Source organism: Sphingobium sp. DEHP117 (assembly GCF_030867385.1).
Lineage (GTDB): Bacteria > Pseudomonadota > Alphaproteobacteria > Sphingomonadales > Sphingomonadaceae > Sphingobium.
This window is the reverse complement of the sequence record NZ_JAPFBJ010000001.1, coordinates 1,256,263-1,275,917: the sequence shown is the minus strand read 5'-3', so window position 1 is coordinate 1,275,917 and position 19,655 is coordinate 1,256,263. Positions and strand designations below refer to the sequence as shown.

16 protein-coding genes are annotated in these 19,655 nt (G+C 63.1%); 12 read left to right on the top strand and 4 right to left on the bottom strand.

The window, feature by feature from the left end; all coding sequences use genetic code 11:
* Positions 1-93: 93 nt before the first annotated feature.
* Positions 94-1,698 (top strand): alkyl hydroperoxide reductase subunit F, encoded by a 1,605-nt coding sequence (gene ahpF / locus OOT33_RS06300; RefSeq protein ID WP_307749152.1) that lies wholly within the window; start codon positions 94-96, stop codon positions 1,696-1,698.
* Here the strand turns inward: ahpF and OOT33_RS06295 are convergent.
* The 3 genes from OOT33_RS06295 to OOT33_RS06285 are packed head-to-tail and all read right to left on the bottom strand — an operon-like array spanning position 1,629 to position 5,663.
* A complete protein-coding gene (locus tag OOT33_RS06295) occupies positions 1,629-2,954 on the bottom strand; it encodes a capsular biosynthesis protein (RefSeq protein WP_307749151.1) in 1,326 nt (441 codons plus the stop codon). The genes ahpF and OOT33_RS06295 overlap by 70 nt on opposite strands.
* The gene (locus OOT33_RS06290; RefSeq protein WP_307749150.1) at positions 2,951-4,633 is read right to left on the bottom strand and encodes a capsule biosynthesis protein; all 1,683 of its coding nucleotides are present in this window, start codon (positions 4,631-4,633) and stop codon (positions 2,951-2,953) included. The genes OOT33_RS06295 and OOT33_RS06290 overlap by 4 nt, the downstream gene beginning before the upstream one ends.
* Positions 4,611-5,663, bottom strand: a complete 1,053-nt coding sequence (locus OOT33_RS06285) for a phytanoyl-CoA dioxygenase family protein (protein ID WP_307749149.1) — start codon at positions 5,661-5,663, stop codon at positions 4,611-4,613. The genes OOT33_RS06290 and OOT33_RS06285 overlap by 23 nt, the downstream gene beginning before the upstream one ends.
* 67 nt (positions 5,664-5,730) lie before the next feature.
* Here OOT33_RS06285 and OOT33_RS06280 point away from each other — a divergent pair, with 67 nt between their 5' ends.
* From OOT33_RS06280 to rfbB, 11 genes are all read left to right on the top strand, one after another.
* Entirely contained in the window at positions 5,731-7,131 is a 1,401-nt protein-coding gene (locus OOT33_RS06280; RefSeq protein WP_373690528.1) for an exopolysaccharide biosynthesis polyprenyl glycosylphosphotransferase, read from the top strand.
* 69 nt (positions 7,132-7,200) lie between these two features.
* Positions 7,201-7,950, top strand: a complete 750-nt coding sequence (locus OOT33_RS06275) for a methyltransferase domain-containing protein (RefSeq protein WP_307749148.1) — start codon at positions 7,201-7,203, stop codon at positions 7,948-7,950.
* Between the two features lie 15 nt (positions 7,951-7,965).
* Positions 7,966-9,291, top strand: coding sequence for a hypothetical protein (locus tag OOT33_RS06270; protein WP_307749147.1), 1,326 nt, complete (start codon positions 7,966-7,968; stop codon positions 9,289-9,291).
* Positions 9,288-10,448 carry a glycosyltransferase gene (locus OOT33_RS06265; RefSeq protein WP_307749146.1) on the top strand — a complete coding sequence of 387 codons (1,161 nt, stop codon included), beginning with the start codon at positions 9,288-9,290 and terminating at the stop codon, positions 10,446-10,448. The genes OOT33_RS06270 and OOT33_RS06265 overlap by 4 nt, the downstream gene beginning before the upstream one ends.
* Complete coding sequence (locus OOT33_RS06260; RefSeq protein ID WP_307749145.1) at positions 10,445-11,212, top strand: FkbM family methyltransferase; 768 nt, start codon at positions 10,445-10,447, stop codon at positions 11,210-11,212. The genes OOT33_RS06265 and OOT33_RS06260 overlap by 4 nt, the downstream gene beginning before the upstream one ends.
* On the top strand, positions 11,209-12,894 hold the full coding sequence (locus tag OOT33_RS06255) for an MFS transporter (protein WP_307749144.1): 1,686 nt from the start codon (positions 11,209-11,211) through the stop codon (positions 12,892-12,894). The genes OOT33_RS06260 and OOT33_RS06255 overlap by 4 nt, the downstream gene beginning before the upstream one ends.
* An 89-nt stretch (positions 12,895-12,983) precedes the next feature.
* Positions 12,984-14,726, top strand: coding sequence for a type I secretion system permease/ATPase (locus OOT33_RS06250; RefSeq protein WP_307749143.1), 1,743 nt, complete (start codon positions 12,984-12,986; stop codon positions 14,724-14,726).
* A 93-nt stretch (positions 14,727-14,819) separates the two neighbouring features.
* The gene (gene rfbA, locus OOT33_RS06245; RefSeq protein ID WP_307749142.1) at positions 14,820-15,704 is read left to right on the top strand and encodes a glucose-1-phosphate thymidylyltransferase RfbA; all 885 of its coding nucleotides are present in this window, start codon (positions 14,820-14,822) and stop codon (positions 15,702-15,704) included.
* Complete coding sequence (gene rfbC, locus OOT33_RS06240) at positions 15,695-16,240, top strand: dTDP-4-dehydrorhamnose 3,5-epimerase (RefSeq protein WP_307749141.1); 546 nt, start codon at positions 15,695-15,697, stop codon at positions 16,238-16,240. Before rfbA ends, rfbC begins: the two co-directional genes overlap by 10 nt.
* Positions 16,237-17,094: a dTDP-4-dehydrorhamnose reductase gene (gene rfbD / locus OOT33_RS06235; protein WP_307749140.1), complete on the top strand. Its 858-nt coding sequence runs from the start codon at positions 16,237-16,239 to the stop codon at positions 17,092-17,094. The genes rfbC and rfbD overlap by 4 nt, the downstream gene beginning before the upstream one ends.
* Complete coding sequence (rfbB, locus tag OOT33_RS06230; RefSeq protein WP_307749139.1) at positions 17,087-18,142, top strand: dTDP-glucose 4,6-dehydratase; 1,056 nt, start codon at positions 17,087-17,089, stop codon at positions 18,140-18,142. The genes rfbD and rfbB overlap by 8 nt, the downstream gene beginning before the upstream one ends.
* Positions 18,143-18,161: 19 nt before the next feature.
* Here rfbB and OOT33_RS06225 read toward each other — a convergent pair whose 3' ends face one another.
* On the bottom strand, positions 18,162-19,424 hold the full coding sequence (locus tag OOT33_RS06225) for an oligosaccharide flippase family protein (RefSeq protein WP_307749138.1): 1,263 nt from the start codon (positions 19,422-19,424) through the stop codon (positions 18,162-18,164).
* Positions 19,425-19,655 lie beyond the last annotated feature (231 nt).

Here is a 19,655-nt window from a genome sequence, read left to right as displayed (position 1 = left end):
GAACCCGTCGCCTGCCGTTCTGATGTCGACCCCCACACGTATCGGGGCGGCAGGCGATAGTGTGGGCCCTTGGGAAGGGCAATGGAGGCATTCATGCTCGAACCCGCAATGAAGGAACAGCTCAAGGCCTATCTCGCGAACATTCGCGAGCCGATAGAGCTGGTGGCGTCGCTTGACGACGGCGCGAAATCGCAGGAGCTCGCAGCGCTGCTCGATGAGATCGCTGCGCTTTCCGACAAGGTGAGCGTAAGGCGCGATGGCGACGATGCGCGCCAGCCCTCATTCCTGATCCGCCGCGTGGGTACGGACATCGGCGTTACATTCGCGGGTATTCCGCTTGGCCACGAGTTCACTTCTCTGGTGCTGGCGCTGTTGCAGGTGGGCGGACATCCTTCGAAGGCCGCGCCTGAACTGCTCGATCAGGTGCGTGCGCTCGATGGCGATTACGCGTTCGAGACCTATTTCTCGCTCTCGTGCCAGAACTGCCCCGATGTGGTGCAGGCCCTCAACCTGATGGCGGTGCTGAACCCGCGCATCTCGCACACCGCTATCGACGGCGCGCTGTTTCAGGCCGAGGTCGATGCCCGCAAGGTGATGGCGGTGCCTACCGTGTATCTGAACGGCGAGGTGTTCGCCTCGGGCCGCATGGAGCTGGAGCAGATTGTCGCCAAGCTTGATACCGGCGCATCAGCGAAGGCTGCCGAAAAGCTGGCCGGCAAGGAGCCGTTCGACGTTCTCGTCGTGGGTGGCGGGCCGGCCGGGGCGGCGGCGGCGATCTATGCCGCGCGCAAGGGCATCCGGGTAGGGGTGGCGGCGGAGCGGTTCGGCGGCCAGGTGCTCGATACGATGGGCATCGAGAACTTCATCTCCGTTCCCTATACCGAGGGGCCGAAGCTTGCCTCTGCGCTGGAAGGCCATGTGAAGGACTATGGCGTCGACGTCATGAACCTGCAGAAGGCGGCAAAGCTGGTGCCCGCAGCCCAGCCGGGCGGCCTGATCGGCGTAGCGCTGGAAAACGGCGCGCAGTTGAAGGCCAAGACTGTCATCCTCTCCACCGGCGCACGCTGGAGGCAGATGGGGGTGCCGGGCGAGGAGGAATATCGCAACAAGGGCGTCGCTTATTGCCCGCATTGCGATGGGCCGCTGTTCAAGGGCAAGCGCGTTGCGGTGATCGGCGGCGGAAACTCCGGCGTGGAGGCGGCGATAGACCTTGCCGGAATCGTCGCGCAGGTCACTGTCATCGAATTCGACAGCCAGTTGCGCGCCGACGCGGTCTTGCAGCGCAAGCTCCACAGCCTGCCCAATGTTCGGGTGATCCTTTCGGCGCTCAGCACCGAAGTGCTGGGTGACGGCGAGAAAGTGGTGGGCATCCGCTATCGTGACCGCACGAGCGACGAGGAACATCTCATCGAACTTGAGGGGATATTCGTACAGATCGGCCTGGTGCCCAACACCGAATGGCTCGATGGCGACATCGCTCTGTCTCCGCGCGGCGAGATCGAGGTGGATGCGCGCGGCGCGACCTCGCTTCCCGGCGTGTTCGCAGCAGGAGACGCCACAACTGCGCCCTATAAGCAGATCGTCATTGCGATGGGCGATGGTGCGACCGCGGCCCTGTCCGCGTTCGATTATCTGATCCGCCAGGTCCCCGCCGATGCTGACGCAGGCATATTGGTGGAAACCTCCGCAGCGGCGTGAACGGCGGCGAGGCTTTGGCCCGGCTCCATTCTCACGGGAATGTGAGCCGGGTCCTCGAACAACCGGTGTAGTGCCGATTGGATCAGTGTCGCAACAGCTGACTCGCTGGCAACGCCGCCCGGGATCAGGCACCGCGCGTGCAGCACCCGGCGGAAGGCGTCGTAGACCGCAGGGTCCGGGGCCTGGGGGGCGGACCAATAATCATCCAGCTTCCCCTGATGAGTGATACCCGGGATATCGTAGATCGCGTTACCCAGCACGAACACGGGCACGCCTTCTGACAGGCCAAGTGTGCCCGATGTACTGTTGACCGTCACCATGCCAAGGCTGTCGCGCGCCATGGCGGTCAGATCGCCGCCCGCCACATGGAGCACGCGGTCGGCGATGCCGAGCCAGCGCGCCCGACGATCGAGAAAACGTCGCCAGCTTCTGAACTGACAGTCGAACGGATGCTCCTTGATGACCAACATCGTCCCGTCCGGCGCAAAGCGGGCGAAGCTTTCCATAACGTACAGCACCGCGTCATACATGCTCGAAAACGGGGAATGCGCCCGGATCTGATAGTCGGAATTGAGCTGAAGCGGGAACAGGAAATAGGGTTCCTTGCCGACCTCAGCGAGAGCCTCGGCTTCGCGCTGTCTGTGAAGTCTCTGGCGCGCATATTTCAGGGCCCAGCCTGCAACTTCCGCTATTGGCCAGTCAGGGCGGTGCGACCGGAAGCACGGGAACTGCCAGCGCCGCAGGCTGGCAGCGAGATAATAGCGCAGAGCGTCGCGCATACGGCGGCGAAAACTGGCTGTAATCTCGGGCGAACGAGGCGGGGGCGGAAGTTGTGCCGCCATTTTGAGTAGAACTTCAGGGTCGCGGGGAAGGGACGAGTGGCCGTTGACCCCGTCCGGCTCCATCGTCATCCAGTGCGGCCGAATATAGCCTTCTTCGAACACATGGATATTCACGCCGCGCAGCTTTGCCATGCCGTGCGCCGCCTGGTGCAGCGGGCGACAGTCACCGAACAACAAAATGTCGGTGATGCGATTATCGCGCAGAAAAGCATCGAGATAGCGGTTCCATCCGGCCTGTCCGCCGCGATAGTTGGCGGCCTTTCCCGGCCAGTCCAGCTGGTCGCCGCCGTTCAGGTTGATGCGATAGACCAGGTAGCCGAGGCGACCGATCTCCTGCGCCAGCAGCCAGAAGAAGGGCCCCTGCGGGCCCTGCAGAAACAGGAAACGGCGTTTGGCGATGCCCACATTCTTCATGAAGCTGTCTTAACCCCCGATAGCCAGCGTCGCATTTTTCCCTGTGCGCGGCGCAGCGACACAAGGATTGTATTTTTCCGACGCGCCCCGCCGGATTTCAAGCGTTTGATCAATACTTCCGGCGGGCAGGGGAGGCCGGTAATCGGGTCGAGATAGCGCGGATAGAGCAGCAATGTCGCCGCCACCAGCTCGTCCAGGGTGCGCTTGTGCCCCCGCCGCCGTTCCGGCACCTCGCCCAGATCGGTGGTCAGTCCCCAGCCCGCATAAAAGGGTACGCCATGCGTCGTCACATCCTTGCCGCGCAACAGCCCCTCGAACCCGGCGAGCGAGGTCAACACATGCACGCCGTCGACCATATCGAGCAGCGTCGAGATCGGCTGGTCTGTCACGACCGCATCGGCATGACGCAGCGCGTCACTGTGCGCGACATGCCCCTTGCGGTGGCCGGAAAGGACATCGGGATGCGGCTTGTAGAGGATGAAGGCATCCGGCTCGACAGCGCGCGCGCGGGCAAGCAGATCGAAATTGCCCTGCACATCGCCGCCGCCTGCCATCACCGAGCGATCATCCTCTACCTGCCCTGTCACCAAGATATGCCGCCGGGCGCCGCCGGGGCGGGGCAGGGGAGCCACGCCCCCTGCCTCATATTTGCTGATCCCGCTTTCGATGATGAGAGTGCACAATTGACGCGCCCGCACCAGAAGATCAGGCGCAAAATTGCGGTCAATCAACAGATTTTCCAGCTCACTGGGGCGCGCTGGGTCGTAATGCACCCCCACGGGGTCAACGACGATCGACAGCGGCGGCACGCAGTCCGCCCCAAGCCCGACCGAGCGGATGAACCCGTCCTCCACCTCATAGAGCGGGCGGCCGGACTGCTCGCACGCGGCAAGAAAGCTTTCAGGTACCCGCGCTTTCCAAAGTGCGACAGCAGCGTCTGCGGGCAGCGCGTCCAGCTGCTCGCGCCGCGGAGCAAGAAATGGCGTATGCGCGCTGTTCCCACCCCAGAGGAGCGCATCGACCGTTCCCTGCTTCCAGTGCCCGAAGCCGAAGGCGGCCATGACAGGGCGATTGGTGTCAATCAGCCGCCGCCACTCCGCGCAATAGAGGATGATGCGATCCACGCCGGTCGCCGCACCGGTGAATGGATCGGCCCATGCGCGCGCGAGTTCCCGCGTGGCGATTTGCTCAAGTGCTTGCGGATCGCTGCGCCCCAAGGCCGTGAAGCGCCCGGCAGCGCGCGAAAACCCAAGCGGCACGTGCATCAGCGCGGCGATGAAGGCCGTCTCGTCGTCGGCATCGGTCCACACCATGCGTGCGCGGGAAAGCATATGCCATGGGTCCGCCGCGCCGACGACAAGGGTCACGCTGTCATCCAGCGTGTCCCCCCTTTGCTCTTCTTGTGCCCATATGACGACCGGCCCGGCGGCTTGTCCCAATGCTTCGGCGCGCATCTGGGTGTCCCGTGTTCGCACGAGCAGATAGTCGCCCTGTGGCAGCTCCGGCTGCGCTCCCCAGAAGGTGCCACCTATGCGCGCGTTGCGCATCAGCTTGAGTATTTCGGTAACGGAAGAGAGGCCTGACGCTAACCCCGGTCCTGTCGAGGTGAACGCCTTCACCCGTGCGCCGGGAAAGGGCGGAATACGCAGCAGCGGCTCAGTCACTCGTAGGTCTGTCATGATCTGCTGTCATCAAACCCGCTGGCATCCACGGCTGGCCCACCCAGCGCTTTAACCGGTCTCTGAATGCCCACAACGCCACGATGCGCCGTTCCGCCAGTCCTGGGAGGCTAAATAGATCCATATTGGACCAAGGCAGGAAAGGATTGCGGCGACTATAGGCCCAGATCTCAATCCGCGTCGACGGTCGCGACGAGCTGCCCCGCGCATGAAACCCACAAGTGTCCGCGACCACCAGCGTATTGGCAGGCACGGAAAAGCGAACCGCCTGTCCAAGGCCAAGTGCGGGCAGCTCCTCAGGCTCGATCCGCATGGAACCACGCGCGGAGAGAAAATCCACATTTTCGGGCGCCCGCAACGCGCGCGCCTGCTCCCAAGCCAACCGGTCCTGCGTGAGCTGATGTGATCCTGGCACGTAGGTCAGCGGGCCATCCTCATCTGCCACGTCAGACAGGAAAAACCACGCCTTCATTGTCGGGTGGAATGTGTCGGCGTGAAGATTGAGCTGCGGGTCCGGCTGCGCGTCATGGCGGTGGGTGAGGATCGTCTGGATATAGTAAAGCGGCTCGCTGTCGAAGCTGGAAACAAAGCGCATCAGGCTCTTCCAGCGCGGCATGCGGATCAGGCGGCGCAGCGCCGGAACATCGCGCAGCATTGCGGCGTCGATCGCGATGCGCCGGGTAATTGCGTCACCCTGCACCATTTCCCGCGCCGGCGAGACGCGCGCAAGCAACGCTTGCCTGAGTGCTGCAAACTCCTCCTCGGGAAGAAAATCTCGCACTAGCAAAAAGCCTTGCCGCTCGAACTGCGCCCGGTCTTCCGCGCTCAAGCGCCTGCCCAGCGCCCTCCGCCTGCGCGCAGCCAGTCGATGCGCGAGCTTAACTCGCCAACCATGCAGGCCCAGCCGATTGAGCCGCTTCGAGCCGATCAGCGGGTTGTCGCGAAAGGACTTGGCGCCAGTCAACAGCTGCATTGCCCACCAAGGCAGCGCGATCCAGCGCATGACAGGGCGACACAAGCTTTTGGACATCGCCCCTCTTTGAGCGGTAACATGGCTCGTGTAAAGACGCGTCATGCACCAGGAATCCGCATCGTCGATGAACCGAAAAGTGCGCCACGAATCGGCGGCGGCCCCACCCGTCAGCCCCCCCGTCAGCAAGGAACATGCGCGGTTGCGCCTCTATCTGCTCGGGCTGGTGCTCGATATGTGGGGCATGCTAGGCAGCTTCATTCTGGCGAACTGGCTCGTGCTCGGGTCGCCATGGGGTGAGCCGGGGAAGCCGCACGGCATCGTGATCTTCACCTTGCTGGGGCCGATCTACGCGCTGCTGGCCATCAACGGCGGTGCCTATGGTTTGCGCATGCTCGGCGCAGCGAAGACCAGCGCGGCGCATGCGCTGCTAGCCTTCGTGCAGGCGGCGATGCTTACCTTATTCATCATCTTCCTCGCCAAGATCGGCGAGCAGATTTCGCGTCTCACCTTCGTCGTCGGGGGTGGGTTTTCGGTGATCGGGCTGATTGCCTGCCGCTATGGCATGACCGCGCTGTCGCGGCGGATATTGGGCGCGGTGCCGCGCATGGAGATGTTCATCGCCGATGGCGTAGCGCTGCCGCATGTCCCGCCGCACATGACAGTGGTCGATGCCCGCAAACGCGGGCTGGACCCCACGCGCCACGACGCGAAAATGGCCGAAAAGCTCGCCCGTATCGTCGGGGGGGCGGAGCATGTGGTGGTTGCCTGCCCCAGTGAGCGGATCGAAGACTGGAGTATCGCCCTGAAGTCCCTCTCTGCGCGTGGCGAGATATTGGTCCCCGAAATGGCCCGGTTCGCGCCAGCGCGCGTTGGGAGTTTCCAGCATCTACCTACCCTGATCGTCGCGGGCGGTCCGCTCGATTTTCGGGGGCGGATCATAAAGCGGATCTTCGATGTCGTGGTATCCCTAGGCGCCATCATCGTGCTTTCCCCGCTGCTGATTGCCACAGCCATCGCGGTCAAGCTGACCAGCCCCGGCCCGATATTGTTTCGTCAGGCACGGCTGGGGCGCGATGCGCGGCCTTTCGATATCCTCAAGTTCCGCTCGATGCGCGCCGAACTTTCAGATCACACCGCCAGCCAGCTGACGCAGAAGGACGACCCGCGCGTCACTCGCGTCGGTGCGTTCATCCGCAAGACGAGTATCGATGAATTACCTCAGCTTTTCAATGTATTGAAAGGCGATATGAGTATCGTCGGCCCGCGCCCGCATGCCGCCGGAGCCAAGGCGGCGGACTCGCTTTATTGGGAAGTCGATTCGCGTTATTGGGCGCGCCACTGCATCAAGCCCGGCATCACTGGCCTTGCGCAGATCAGGGGGCATCGCGGTACCACAGACGCGCATGAGGACCTGCTGCTGCGCCTGCAATCGGACCTTGAATATGTCACGGACTGGTCCGTTTCGCGCGACATTCGCATCATGCTGGCGACGGTTGCGGTGCTGGTCCATCACCGCGCCTATTGAATTCCCGCACTTGCTATTCGCGAAACGCGCGGCATAGCAGTGCGCGATGATGTGGCGGAGGCTCCCTCAATGATTACCGCGCAGCGCGTGGCCAAGGCGCTGGGCAAACATGGCTCGCGCGCGCTGCTCGCGGTGCGCACGGCGCTGGGCGCGCGCAAGGATCGGCATTGCCCCGCCTGCGGAGAGGATGTCGCAGGCTTCTTTCGCTATGGTGACGAGCCGGCATGGGGTTGCCCGGCATGTGGCGCCTCACCGCGCGAACGACTGGTGCATCATCTGCTCGATACCGGGCGCATTGCGGTGCCTAAGGGCGGTGCGATCCTCCACATGGCGCCCAACGAGGCAAGTCTGGTAGCCCGGCTGCGCGCTGATGCGGGTGATTATGTGCCGGCCGATCTGTTTCCGGATATCTACAAGGTGCCCGGCGTGAAGCGGGTTGACTTGATGAACATCGTCGAGAAGGCCCGCTTCGACCTGTTTTACGCCAGCCATGTGATGGAGCATGTGCCCGATGACGCCGCGGTGCTGCGTAACATCTTCACGGCACTGAAACCGGGCGGCGAAGCGTGGCTGATAGTGCCCTTGTGGGATAGGCCGACCGAAGACGGCTCCTACGCCATGCCGCCGCGCGAACGCGAGCGGCGCTTTGGCCAGTGGGATCATGTGCGGCAATATGGCCCGGATTTTGCGGACCGCATCCGCGCGGCAGGGTTCGACCTTGATGTCATTTGCGCCACCGACTGCGCGGCAGGCGATGTCCACCGGCTGGCGCTGGGCGAGGTGCTCTTTCGCGCGCGCCGGCCGTCGGCGGGCGGTTAAGCGGGCGCGCCGGGGGTGGTTCGCGCATTCGTCGCTGCGGGGGAGCGATCCGCGCGGGTGCTGACCCTAGCCAAGCTCGGCGGGGTCGCCCTGTCGATGTTATGGGGCTTTGCCGTCACCTACGTATTCGTGCGCGTGCTGCCGGAAGCGGAGTTCCGCGCGTTCCTGCTGCTGATCGCATTCAACAACTTCACCATTTCGGCGGAGTTCGGAATCACCAACGTCATCTACACGCGGCTGCGGCGGCACTGGCTGGGGAGGGCGGACGGCGCGGGGGAAAGCGACTTTCGCCCTGAAGAGATCGGCGTGTTGTTCCTGTTCCTCGCGAGCCTGATCGTGGCGGGCGGAGCGGCGGTCGCGTGCGCGATGCTGCTGGGCTGGATCCGCACCGGTATGCCTGCCATATTCCTCATATTCTTCTTCGCTTCGGCCCTCAACATCATGTTGTTGCTTGCAAAAAGAGCGTTGGCTGCTGTCGACCGCAATCTCGTCTGGGAGTTGACGGACATCGCCCGGCGCGTGGCAGGCCTGGCTGCCCTCTTCGCGGTGCTAGCGGGGGCGGGTCTGTTCACCTCGGTGGTTGCAATGCTGCTCATCAACCTTGCCGGGGCGGCTCTGGGTATGGCGCTGCTCCACAGGCGGGCCGGGATGCGCGTGGGGCACTGGCTGGCATGGAGACGTGGCGGCGGGCATGTCAGACGCACCTATCTGCGCGATATCGGCGCATCGGCGGCGCTGACTCTGAGCGAGGTGGCAGCCTATAACAGCCCCTATTTCCTGATCGCGGCGCTCACCCACGATAGCCGCCTGCTGATCCTCTTTGATTTCACGTTCAAGATCATCCGCGCGGTGGGCACAACGATCCGCGCGACGATAGAGGGTGCGCTGCCACGCCTCACGCACAGCTGGTTCGTGCACGATGTCGAAAGCTTTGGCCGGAGTCTCCGACGGGCGGCGGCAGTAGGCATGGGGGTGGCCGCCTGCGCGGGCGTGCTGCTGCTCGTCGCGGGGCAGGCTGTCTTCGCGCATCTGTATGCCGGGAAGGTCAGCCTGGAGTGGAGCGAACTGCTGCTGCTGTGCGCGCTTCTTCTGGCGCTCGCCGTGATGTGTGTGTCGGTCTATGTGCAGGGCGCGCTCGGGCGGTTCGGGCCGCTACTGCGACAGTCATTGCCCTTTCTGGCGGGGTCGATTTTGACGACTCCGCTAACGATGGCAATGCAGGCGGGGCATCCGGGCACCGGGACCGGCATGATCTTCATGACCATTTACGCGCTGTGTTTCATCGGGGCCGCCATATTGCACGTCATCGCGATGCGCCGACTCATCCGGGGCACCCGATGAAAATCGCGATGCTCGATCCTTCGCTTTTTACGGGGCGTTATGACGATGGCCTGTGCGCGGCGCTGGGCCGAGCGGGCCATGAGGTGAGCCTGCTCGGCCGCCCGATGCGCGCCACAGACGCCATTGCGCCGGAGACCTACACCTATGTCCCGCGTTTTTTCCGCCAGTCCGAGCGGTTGCGAGGCATTCTTGGTGAGGGCACAGCCTTTCGCGCGCTCAAGGCGGCGGAATATATGGCCTCCGCCACGGGGGGAAACATCGCAAATCTGCGCGCGGACGATGTCATCCATGCGCAATGGCTGCCCTTTCCTCCGGCGGATCGGCGTTTGATCGAACGGCTTCGGGCGAGAGAGAGTCGGCCCGCACTGGTGCACACGGTTCACAACGCCTCCGCCTATCATGGCGATGCGGGCGCGCAGGGCAGGGGGTATCGCGCGCTGCTCGATATGTTCGACGCGCTGATCGTGCATGGGCAGACCACCTATGAGGCGATGATCGCACAAGGGATCGCGCCAGACCGTCTGCGTGTAGTGCCGCACCCCCCGATGGAGCTTGCCCGTGCGGGGGAGGCGGACCTCGCCGCCGTGCCGCAACCCAGATCACCGCGCATCCTGTTCTTCGGCACGATCCGCCCATATAAAGGGTTCGATCTGCTGATAGAGGCGTGCCTCCAGCTCTGGCAGGCGGGGCTTGTGTTTGAGCTCGGGGTGGCGGGCAAGCCTTTCATGGACATTATGCCGCTGCTTGGAAGAATACGCGAAGCGGGCTTCGGCGATCGTCTGGTGCTGGACCTAGGCTTCCTCACCGAGCAACGGCTCGACGCGCATCTCCAACGCGCGGACATCATCGCCTTTCCCTATCGCCATATCGACAGCAGCGGGGCGTTCCTCTCGGCGCTGCATTATGGCAAGGCAATGGTGGCGAGCCGGGTTGGGATGTTCGCCGCGCTGGATGAGTCCGCGGTGCGGTTATGCGCGCCTGAGGATGTGGGCGAGTTGGCCGGTGCACTCGGGCCGTTGGTGGCGGATGGTGGCGCGCGCGCTGCTCTCGGCAGAGGCGCGCAGGCGGTGCGGGCAGCGATGGGCGACTGGGGGCAGGCTGCCGACGCCACGCTCGCGGTCTATGAACAGGCAATCAAAACCATGAGGCAGGAATGAGTGCGGGGCGGATAAGGCGGGAACTGGAGCGACGCTGGCTGGCGATCCGGCTTGGCTTGGCAGGGCGCGTCCACCAATATCCCGAAATCCTTGCGCTCCGCCGCTTTTTTGAAGCGTTCGCCATCGACGCGCTGATCGATGTCGGCGCGAACGAGGGGCAATATGCGCTCTCGGCTCGGAAAGATGGAGGCTTTGGCGGGCATATCTTCTCGTTCGAGCCGAACCCCGATGTATTCGCCATCCTTGCCGCCAAAGCCGCTCGCGATCCGAAATGGCATGTGTTCAACATGGCCTTGTCGGACTTCGACGGCACGGCCGAGTTCCACATCATGGCCGCGCATCAGTTCAGCTCCATCGCCAAGCCCGCCGAGCGCCTCGATCCGATCTTCGAGAGCCGCAACCGCGTTGAAAAGACGGTGCTGATGCAGTGCCGCCGATTGGACGGCATGCTGGATGAGTTGCTCAGGCCGCATGGCCTCGCCCGCCCTTTCCTCAAGATGGATACGCAGGGGCATGACCGCGCGGTGTGCGAAGGGGCGGGGGAGCGGCTTGGCGATATGATCGGCCTGCAGAGCGAGCTTGCCGTCCGCCCGCAATATCAGGGTGCGGTCGATTACCGGGCGATGATCGGCTATCTTGAGGAGTGCGGCTATGCTCCCAACGCATTCTTCGCCAACAACAAGGGGCATTTCCCGCTGCTGGTCGAGATGGACGGCATTTTCCTTCGCGCCGATCTTGCGGGCGAGGGCGCAACCAGCGCATGACCCGGGGCCGCGTCTCCTGGCTGATGCTGATAAGTGCGGTCTGTTACGCGCTCTGGCTGGTCGCGGCTTGGGGCGTGGAAGTGGAATGGCTAAAGGGCCGCACCATAGGGCATGTTTTCTTCAAGGCGCAGGATTTGCCCGCGCTGGCAATGGGATGCGGCGCGCTGTTTCTCGGCGGGCTGGCGCTCCGCTGGGTTCCCAACGGCGGCTGGCGCTGGGGAGGACAGGCGCGGATCGTCGGTATCCTGATCGCGCCGTTTGGACTCGCTTCATGGGCCGGGAGATACTGGCTGTTCGGCAACTACAGCCTCTCGCGCGATGAGGAAGTGGCTGAGTTCGCGGCAAAGGCGATGCAGGACGGCTGGCTAGCCCGGCCGATCCCGCCCGAATGGCTTGACTATCGCCGCGCCATCATGCCGGAGTTCTTCTCGCCCTTCGGGGCGGACAAGTATTGGAATTCAGCCTATCTGCCCCTGAATTCCGCCTTCCGCGCGCTGTGCGGCTGGCTGGGAGACGCCAACCTCGCCGGTCCGTTGCTGCTCGCGCTTGGCCTGTTCGCTCTGTGGCGCGCGGCGCTGCGCATCATGCCGGATCGCCCTGATGCCGTGGCGGTGACGATGCTGATGGCGCTCACGTCGGCGCAACTGCTCGTCACCGGCATGACCCCCTATGCGATGACCGGGCATTTCGCCTTGAACATGGTATGGCTGGCGCTGGTCCTGCGCGGGGACAGGCTGGGGCACCTGGGCGCCGGGATCACGGCGCTGCTGCTCGCGGGCTTGCATCAATATCATTACCCGCTTGTGTTCCTCACGCCGTTTCTGCTGTGGTTCGCTCTGGGCAGACGCTGGGGCGCATTGCTCTTCCATGCCATCATTCTCGGGCTTGCCATCGTCATCTGGGCCAAGCTGTGGCCTGGCCTGATGATAGACCTTTATGGTCCAGCAGCCGATGTGCGCCCTTCTGCAGGCGTGGCGGACAAGATGCAGAGCCTGGCCGAGCGGCTCGAGAAATGGCGGCCCTTGCTCTATATGAGCCGCTTCTTCGCATGGAACAACCTGCTGCTGGTACCGCTCGCGCTCATCAGTCTGTGGCGCATCGGATGGCGCGCGGCCTTGCGGGGACAGCGCGTTGCGCTGCCGCTGGGGCTGGGAGCGCTGGGCATGGCGGCGCTCGCGATCGACCCCGGCTATGGCTGGGGCTATCGCTATCTCCACGGCTTTATCGGCAGCTTCGCTCTGCTCGCGGGGCTTGGCTGGGCGAGCGTCAAACGACCAGACAGTCGCGTGCTCAGTGCCTCCGTTCTCATCGCTTTGCTGACCGGCAGCTTCCTGATGGCGCGCGCGCATGATTATGTCGCGCCTTATGCCGAGGTTCACCGGCGCATCATGACGAGTGGGGCGGACGTGGTGCTGGTCGATCCGCGCGGCGGACGCTACGTGACGGACCTCGTGCGCGGGCCGGGCAGCGATCCGCTGGGTGGGCCGGTGGTGATGCACATCGGCTGGTTGACGCGCGAGCGGGTGGACCGGCTCTGCACCCGACACCCGGACATCGCCATCCTCGATATAAGCGCTTTCGGGCCGATGGGCATCGGCATCGTCCCTTGGGGCAGCCGCTGGATCGCGTCGCTGCGGGAGCATATGGACGAGCGAGGCTGCGGCCGCGTCATCGCGCCGTAACATGCTTGTCGTGATAGTGTTTCGCCCCTAATGCTTGAGGTCATGACGGTGCGTTCTGCCATAACCCCTCCTGGATCGGGAAACCGCGCATGAGCGTCGAGGGCTGGGTACAAGGAGACGCGGCGAAGCAGCGGCTGGCGCTGGTGCTGGCCCATGCCCGCCGGGCGATGATCGCTACGACGGTGCTGAGCGCAGTGCTCAACGTCCTGCTCTTGAGCGGATCGCTCTACATGATGCTGGTCTATGATATGGTGCTGCCGAGCGGCAGCATTCCCACGCTTGTCGGCCTCGCCATACTTTGTCTCGCGGCCTATGCCTTTCAAGGCGTGCTGGACTTCATCCGCAGCCGGGTGCTGCTTCATTTCTCGGCGGCGGTCGATGTGGACCTCAGCGCCGATGTGCACAAGCTCATGAGCCTGATGGCGCGCACGCAGACGAGCATGGACAGCCTCCAGCCGATGCGCGATCTGGATCAGCTGCGCCAGTTTCTCGCCGGACCGGGGCCGTCCGCGTTGGTCGATCTGCCGTGGATGCTGTTCTTCATCATCATCCTGTTTCTCCTGCATCCCTATCTCGGCATCACCGTGTTGGTCGGCGGAGCGATCCTGGTGTTCCTCACGTTCCTGACCGAGCGTCTGACCTCGGAAAAGAACCAGAAGTTGATGCAGCTGGCGGGTAACCGGCAGGTAGTGGCAGACATCACCCGCCGCCATGCCGAAGTGCTGAGCGCGTTGGGCATGGAGGGGCGCATCGGCGCGCGCTGGCGCACCACCAGCGGCCAGTTCCTCGCCGCGCAAGAAAAGCTGAACGCTATTGCCAATAGTCTCAGTAACTTGACGAAGATCCTTCGCATGGTGCTGCAATCCGGCGTGCTGACCGTGGGTGCGCTGCTGGTGATGAGCCATGAGGCAAGCGGCGGCGTGATCTTCGCCAGTTCGATCCTCTCGTCGCGGGCGCTCGCGCCCGTTGAGGCGGCAATCGCCAACTGGCGCGGGTTTGTGGGCGCGCGGCAGGGCTGGGCACGTCTCAAGTCGCTGATCCTCGCCATGCCCGAATTCCCTACTGCCAATATGCTGCCCGCGCCCGAAAAGACGATGTTTGCCGATGATGTGACGCTCGGCCCTCCCGGTACGGACCGGCTGACGGTGCAGGGCGTGAAGTTCGGATTGCGCGCTGGCGAGGCGCTGGCGATCCTGGGGCCGAGCGGCTGCGGTAAATCGACTTTGGTACGCGCTCTGGCGGGGATCTGGCCGCTTAATGCCGGCGCCGTGCGACTCGACGAAGCGGACATTACGCAATGGCCGCCGGAGATTTTGGGGCGCCATATCGGCTATCTGCCGCAGAATGTCGAGCTGATCGGCGGCACCGTGGCGGAGAATATCGCCCGGTTCGATCCCGACGCCCAGTCTGAGGATATCATCAAGGCGGCAGAGTTGGCGGGGGTGCATGACCTGATCCTGCATCTGCCCGATGGCTATAACACGCCGGTGGGTGCGGATGGCCGCGCGCTTTCGGGCGGGCAGCGGCAGCGCATCGGCCTAGCCCGCGCGCTCTATGGCGATCCTTTTCTCATTATTCTGGATGAACCGAACTCGAACCTCGACAGCCTTGGAGAGGAAGCGCTCGCCAGCGCGATTGCCGATGTGCGGGCGCGCGGCGCCATCGTCATTGCGGTTGCGCATCGCCCTTCACTGCTCGCTTCGGTCGATCTCGTGCTGTTGATGAAAGACGGGCGCTCCATCGCCTTTGGCCCGAAGGAGAAGCTGGTCGGTCACCTTTTGCCTGACAAGCGCCCTGAACCTGTCGCGCGTCCGGCGGCAGCCAGCGCGTGAATGGATATCTTCTCTTGCGCGCGGTAACGGAGTGTTTAGCACACGCAGCATAGACGAATCGCTGACCGGACTGCACTGGAGACTGATCACATCATGCGCAAAGGCATAATACTCGCGGGCGGATCGGGCACGCGGCTCTATCCGCTGACGAAGGCGGTCTCTAAGCAATTGATGCCGGTGTATGACAAGCCGATGATTTATTACCCGCTCTCGGTGCTGATATTGTCCGGCATCCGCGAGATCATGATCATCACCACACCGCATGATCAGGCCGCTTTTCAGGCGCTGCTGGGCGATGGATCCGACATGGGCCTTACGCTTACTTACGCCGTGCAGCCTGATCCCGGCGGCCTCGCGCAGGCCTATCATATCGGCGCGGACTTCGTGGGTACCAACCCGTCGACGCTGATCCTCGGCGATAATATCTTCTACGGCCATGGCCTCACCGAACTGCTGGACAACGCGGCGGGGCGGCAGAGCGGCGCGACGGTGTTCGGCTATTATGTCAATGATCCGACTGCCTATGGTGTCGTGTCGTTCGATGCCAACGGCCGGGCCGAGACCATCGAGGAAAAGCCGGCTCAGCCTAAATCCAACTATGCGGTGACCGGACTGTATTTCTACGACGGCAGGGCGGTCGAATATGCCCACGCCATCAAGCCCTCGCCACGCGGAGAGCTGGAAATCACCGACCTCAACCGGCTTTATCTGGAGGCGGGCGAGCTGAATGTGGAGATCATGGGGCGCGGCTATGCCTGGCTCGATACCGGCACGCATGGCTCACTGATTGACGCCGCCAACTATGTCCGCATCACCGAGGAACGGCAGGGGCTCAAGATCTGCTGCCCGGAGGAACTTGCGTGGCGCAAGGGTTTCATCGATGACGCCCAGCTGGAGCGCGTCGCCGCTCCGCTCGTCAAATCCGGCTATGGCGCCTATCTGCTCAAGCTGCTTGAAGGGGGCGCGAAGTGGAGCTGATCGAGACGGCTATTCCCGGCGTCCTGATCATCGAGCCGAAGGTGTTCGGCGACGAGCGCGGCTTCTTCATGGAAAGCTGGAACGCCCGCAGCTTCAAGGAAGCCGGGCTGGACCTCGATTTCGTGCAGGATAATCACAGCCGCTCGTCTCGCGGCGTGCTGCGCGGCATGCACTATCAACAGCCCGGCCCGCAGGGCAAGCTGGTACGCGTGACCGCTGGCGCGGTGTTCGATGCCGTTGTCGATATGCGCAAGTCCTCGCCGACCTTCGGCAAATGGGTGGGCGTGGAGCTCAGCGCTGTAAACAAGCGCATGCTGTGGGTACCGCAGGGCATGGCGCACGGGTTCCTCTGCCTCGAGGATGGCACGGATTTTCTCTACAAATGCGTCGGCTATTATGATCCGGCCAATGAGCACAGCCTGCTCTGGAATGACCCTGCCGTCGGCATCGAATGGCCGCTCGATGGCATAGAGCCTCAGCTTTCCGCCAAGGATGTGGCGGGCAAGCCATTAGCGCAAGCGGTGACGTTTCCATGAAGGCGCTGATCACCGGAGCGAACGGCCAGCTGGGCTGGTCGCTGCAACAGACGGCACCGCAAGGCGCGGAGCTGATCTGCACCGATGTAGCGGAGCTGGACATCTGCGACGCGGATGCCGTTGCCGCCTTCGTTGGCGAGCATAAGCCCGACCTCATCCTCAACGCCGCCGCGCATACGGCGGTGGACAAGGCGGAGAGCGAGGAGGAACTGGCGCTACGGATCAACGCCCAAGCCGTCGGCAACCTCGCTGATGCCGCCCGCGCCCACAACGCCCGCCTCGTCCATGTCTCGACCGATTTCGTGTTCGATGGCGTGAGCGGTGTGCCCTACAAGCCATCCGATGCGCCCGCGCCGGTCAGCGCCTATGGCCGCACCAAGCTGGCGGGCGAACAGGCCGCCGGCCCTGACGCACTCATCGTCCGCACCGCATGGGTCTATGCGCCCAAGGGCAATAATTTCGTCCGCACGATGCTCCGCCTGATGGCAGAGCGCGATGAGGTGCGCGTAGTCGCGGATCAGATCGGCACGCCAACCTACGCGCCTGATCTCGCCGCTGCATTATGGGCCTTGAGCGCGAAGGGTATCACCGGCATCCATCATTATACCGATAGCGGCGTGGCGAGCTGGTATGACTTCGCCGTCGCGATCCAGGAGGAGGGGTTTGCAGCTGGCCTCCTCAGCCGCGCGGTGCCGATTATTCCCATCAACACCGCCGACTATCCCACCCCCGCCACCCGTCCGCATTATTCGGTGCTGGACAAGAGCAGCACCTTTTCGGCGCTGGGCAGCCCGGCCCCTCATTGGCGCGCCAATCTGCGCAAAATGCTACAGGAAATCAAAACACATGGCTGAATTGCTCGTAACCGGCGGCGCCGGGTTTATCGGCGCTAATTTCGTGCATTACTGGCGCGAACATCACGCGGATGACACCATCACGGTGCTCGATGCGCTCACTTATGCGGGTAACCCGGCCAATATCGCAGGGCTGGATCGCGTCGAGCTGATCGAGGGCGACATCTGTGATACCGCGCTCGTGGAAAGGCTCCTTTCCGAGCGCGGCATCCGCACCATCGTCCACTTCGCCGCCGAGAGCCATGTCGATCGCTCGATCACCGGCCCGGATGCGTTCGTCACCACCAACGTGATCGGCACGCACAGCCTTTTGAAAGCCGCGCGCAAGCTGTGGCTGGACAGCGGCACCGGCCAGCCGCACCGTTTCCATCATGTTTCCACAGACGAGGTCTATGGCTCATTGGGCCCGAATGATCCCGCCTTCAGCGAGACGACACCCTACGCCCCCAACTCGCCCTATTCGGCGAGCAAGGCCGGGTCAGACCATCTCGTGCGCGCCTATCATCACACTTATGGCCTCAACGTCACGACGAGCAACTGCTCGAACAACTATGGCCCTTATCAATTTCCTGAAAAGCTGATCCCGCTTTTTCTGCTCAACTGCCTGCATGGCCGCAATCTGCCGATCTATGGCGATGGGATGAACGTGCGCGACTGGCTGCATGTCGAGGATCATTGCTATGGCATCGAGAAGGTTATCCTCAACGGCCAGCCCGGCGAAACCTATAATATCGGTGGTGGGCAGGAGCTGCCCAATCTGCGCGTGATCGAGGAGATTTGCGCTACGGTGGACCGCGCATTCGCGGCCGATCCGTCCCTCGCGGCGCGTTTCCCGCAGGCCCCCGCCGCCCAGGGCAAGCCGTCTGACAGCCTCAAGACCTTCGTCACCGACCGCGCCGGGCATGACCGCCGCTATGCCATCGATGAAACCAAGGCGCGCGCTGAGTTGGGCTATGCCCCGCGCCGCACCTTCGCGGAAGGCTTCGCGCAGACGCTGCAATGGTATCTGACCAACGAAAACTGGTGGCGGCCGTTGCTTAACCGCTGAGGGAGGTTCGGCGGGTGGCTCAGGCCACCGCTGGCGTTTCGATCGGCTTTATCGTGCCGGTAAACACATTGATGCCGGTAAGGCGTCGCACCGACCATATGCTCACGATGTTGCGCGCGATTATCACCGCAGCAAGACAGCCCGCAATACCCAGCAGTCCGCCATAGCGCGCGGCGATCGGCGCGCTTACCAGCAAAAGTGCGGTGCTGCCGATCGTCTGGATGAGGTTGGTGCGTTCATGGCCCGTCATCGCCAGGATTAACCCGGACGGGCCGGTCATGGTATAGATCGCCTGGCCGACAACCGCGACCCGCAACACCGTGGTCGCCGGGTGAAATTCCGGCCCAAACAGGTCCAGCACAGGCCCGGCGAAAACGAAGATAAGCACTGCCACCGGCAGGCAGAAAAAGGCGGACAGGCGAGTTGCCGATGCGGCGAGGCGTGCCAGCTTGCGCATGTCTCCGCCGGCATGAGCCTCGGCGAATTGCGGAGAGAACACGCTGAACAGGCCCATGGTGATGATGCTGAGCACGCCCGCTACTTGCGCTGCAACGCGATATAATCCTGCCTCGTAGACGCCAAGCACGGCCGACGCGGTGGCGAGGCCATACCAGTCGGCCACGTTGAGGAAGATAGCCACGCCCCACAAGGGAACCGCGACCTTCAATATCTCGCGCATCGGTACGTGCAGTGCGCCCGGCTCGTTGGTGCTATAGGGTAGGCATGTGAAGAATGCCGCTGTGCCAACCAGCATTCCAGTGACTGCGGTCATCCACAATACCTGTTCGACGCCCGGCGCCATTCCCGCCGCGATGTAAATCAGCACGATCGTCGGGATCAACAGCACCTCGATGCTCTGACCCCAGATATACACCTTCTGAGACCGCAACACCGCTCCCAGCATGCGGGTCAGTGTCCGTGAAATCATGATGACGATGAGAACAAGGATCGCGTCCTGCGGCACCTCGCCCTTGAAGATCAGTTTCATGATCGGCGTGCCGCCATTGATCAGGATCACCACCAATATCCCGGTAAACATCAGCGAATAGGCGATAACCTTAAGCAGGCTGCGGCGCTCGATGCGGATATTCTGTGCGACTGCAGCAGAGAATTTGCGCGTGACCGCGAGGTCTATGCCCCCCACAGCGACTACGGACAGAAACATCGCGGTCTGGGTGATCAGCGCATAGTGACCGTTCGCCTCTGGGCCAAACAGGCGGCCGATCAGGACGGTAATCAGAAAGCCGGACGCAACGGAGCCGCCGCGAATAGCCAGCGACATGAAAGACTGAAAATGACGTTTTAACAGCGCGCGCGGGTCAACAGAGGGGAAAGCCATCTCGTTTCCGTCAAATTTCCCTGTTGTGCCGCGCCCTGATTGCCAGATTGGCATTTTGTTATGAGATATTCATCACTAGGGTATATTGATGCGGCAGCACAAGTTCGTCGGGCGGTTTTGACGCAGGGCGACGTGTTTTTTTTGCGACGAAGCGTTTTTTATGACGACAATTTA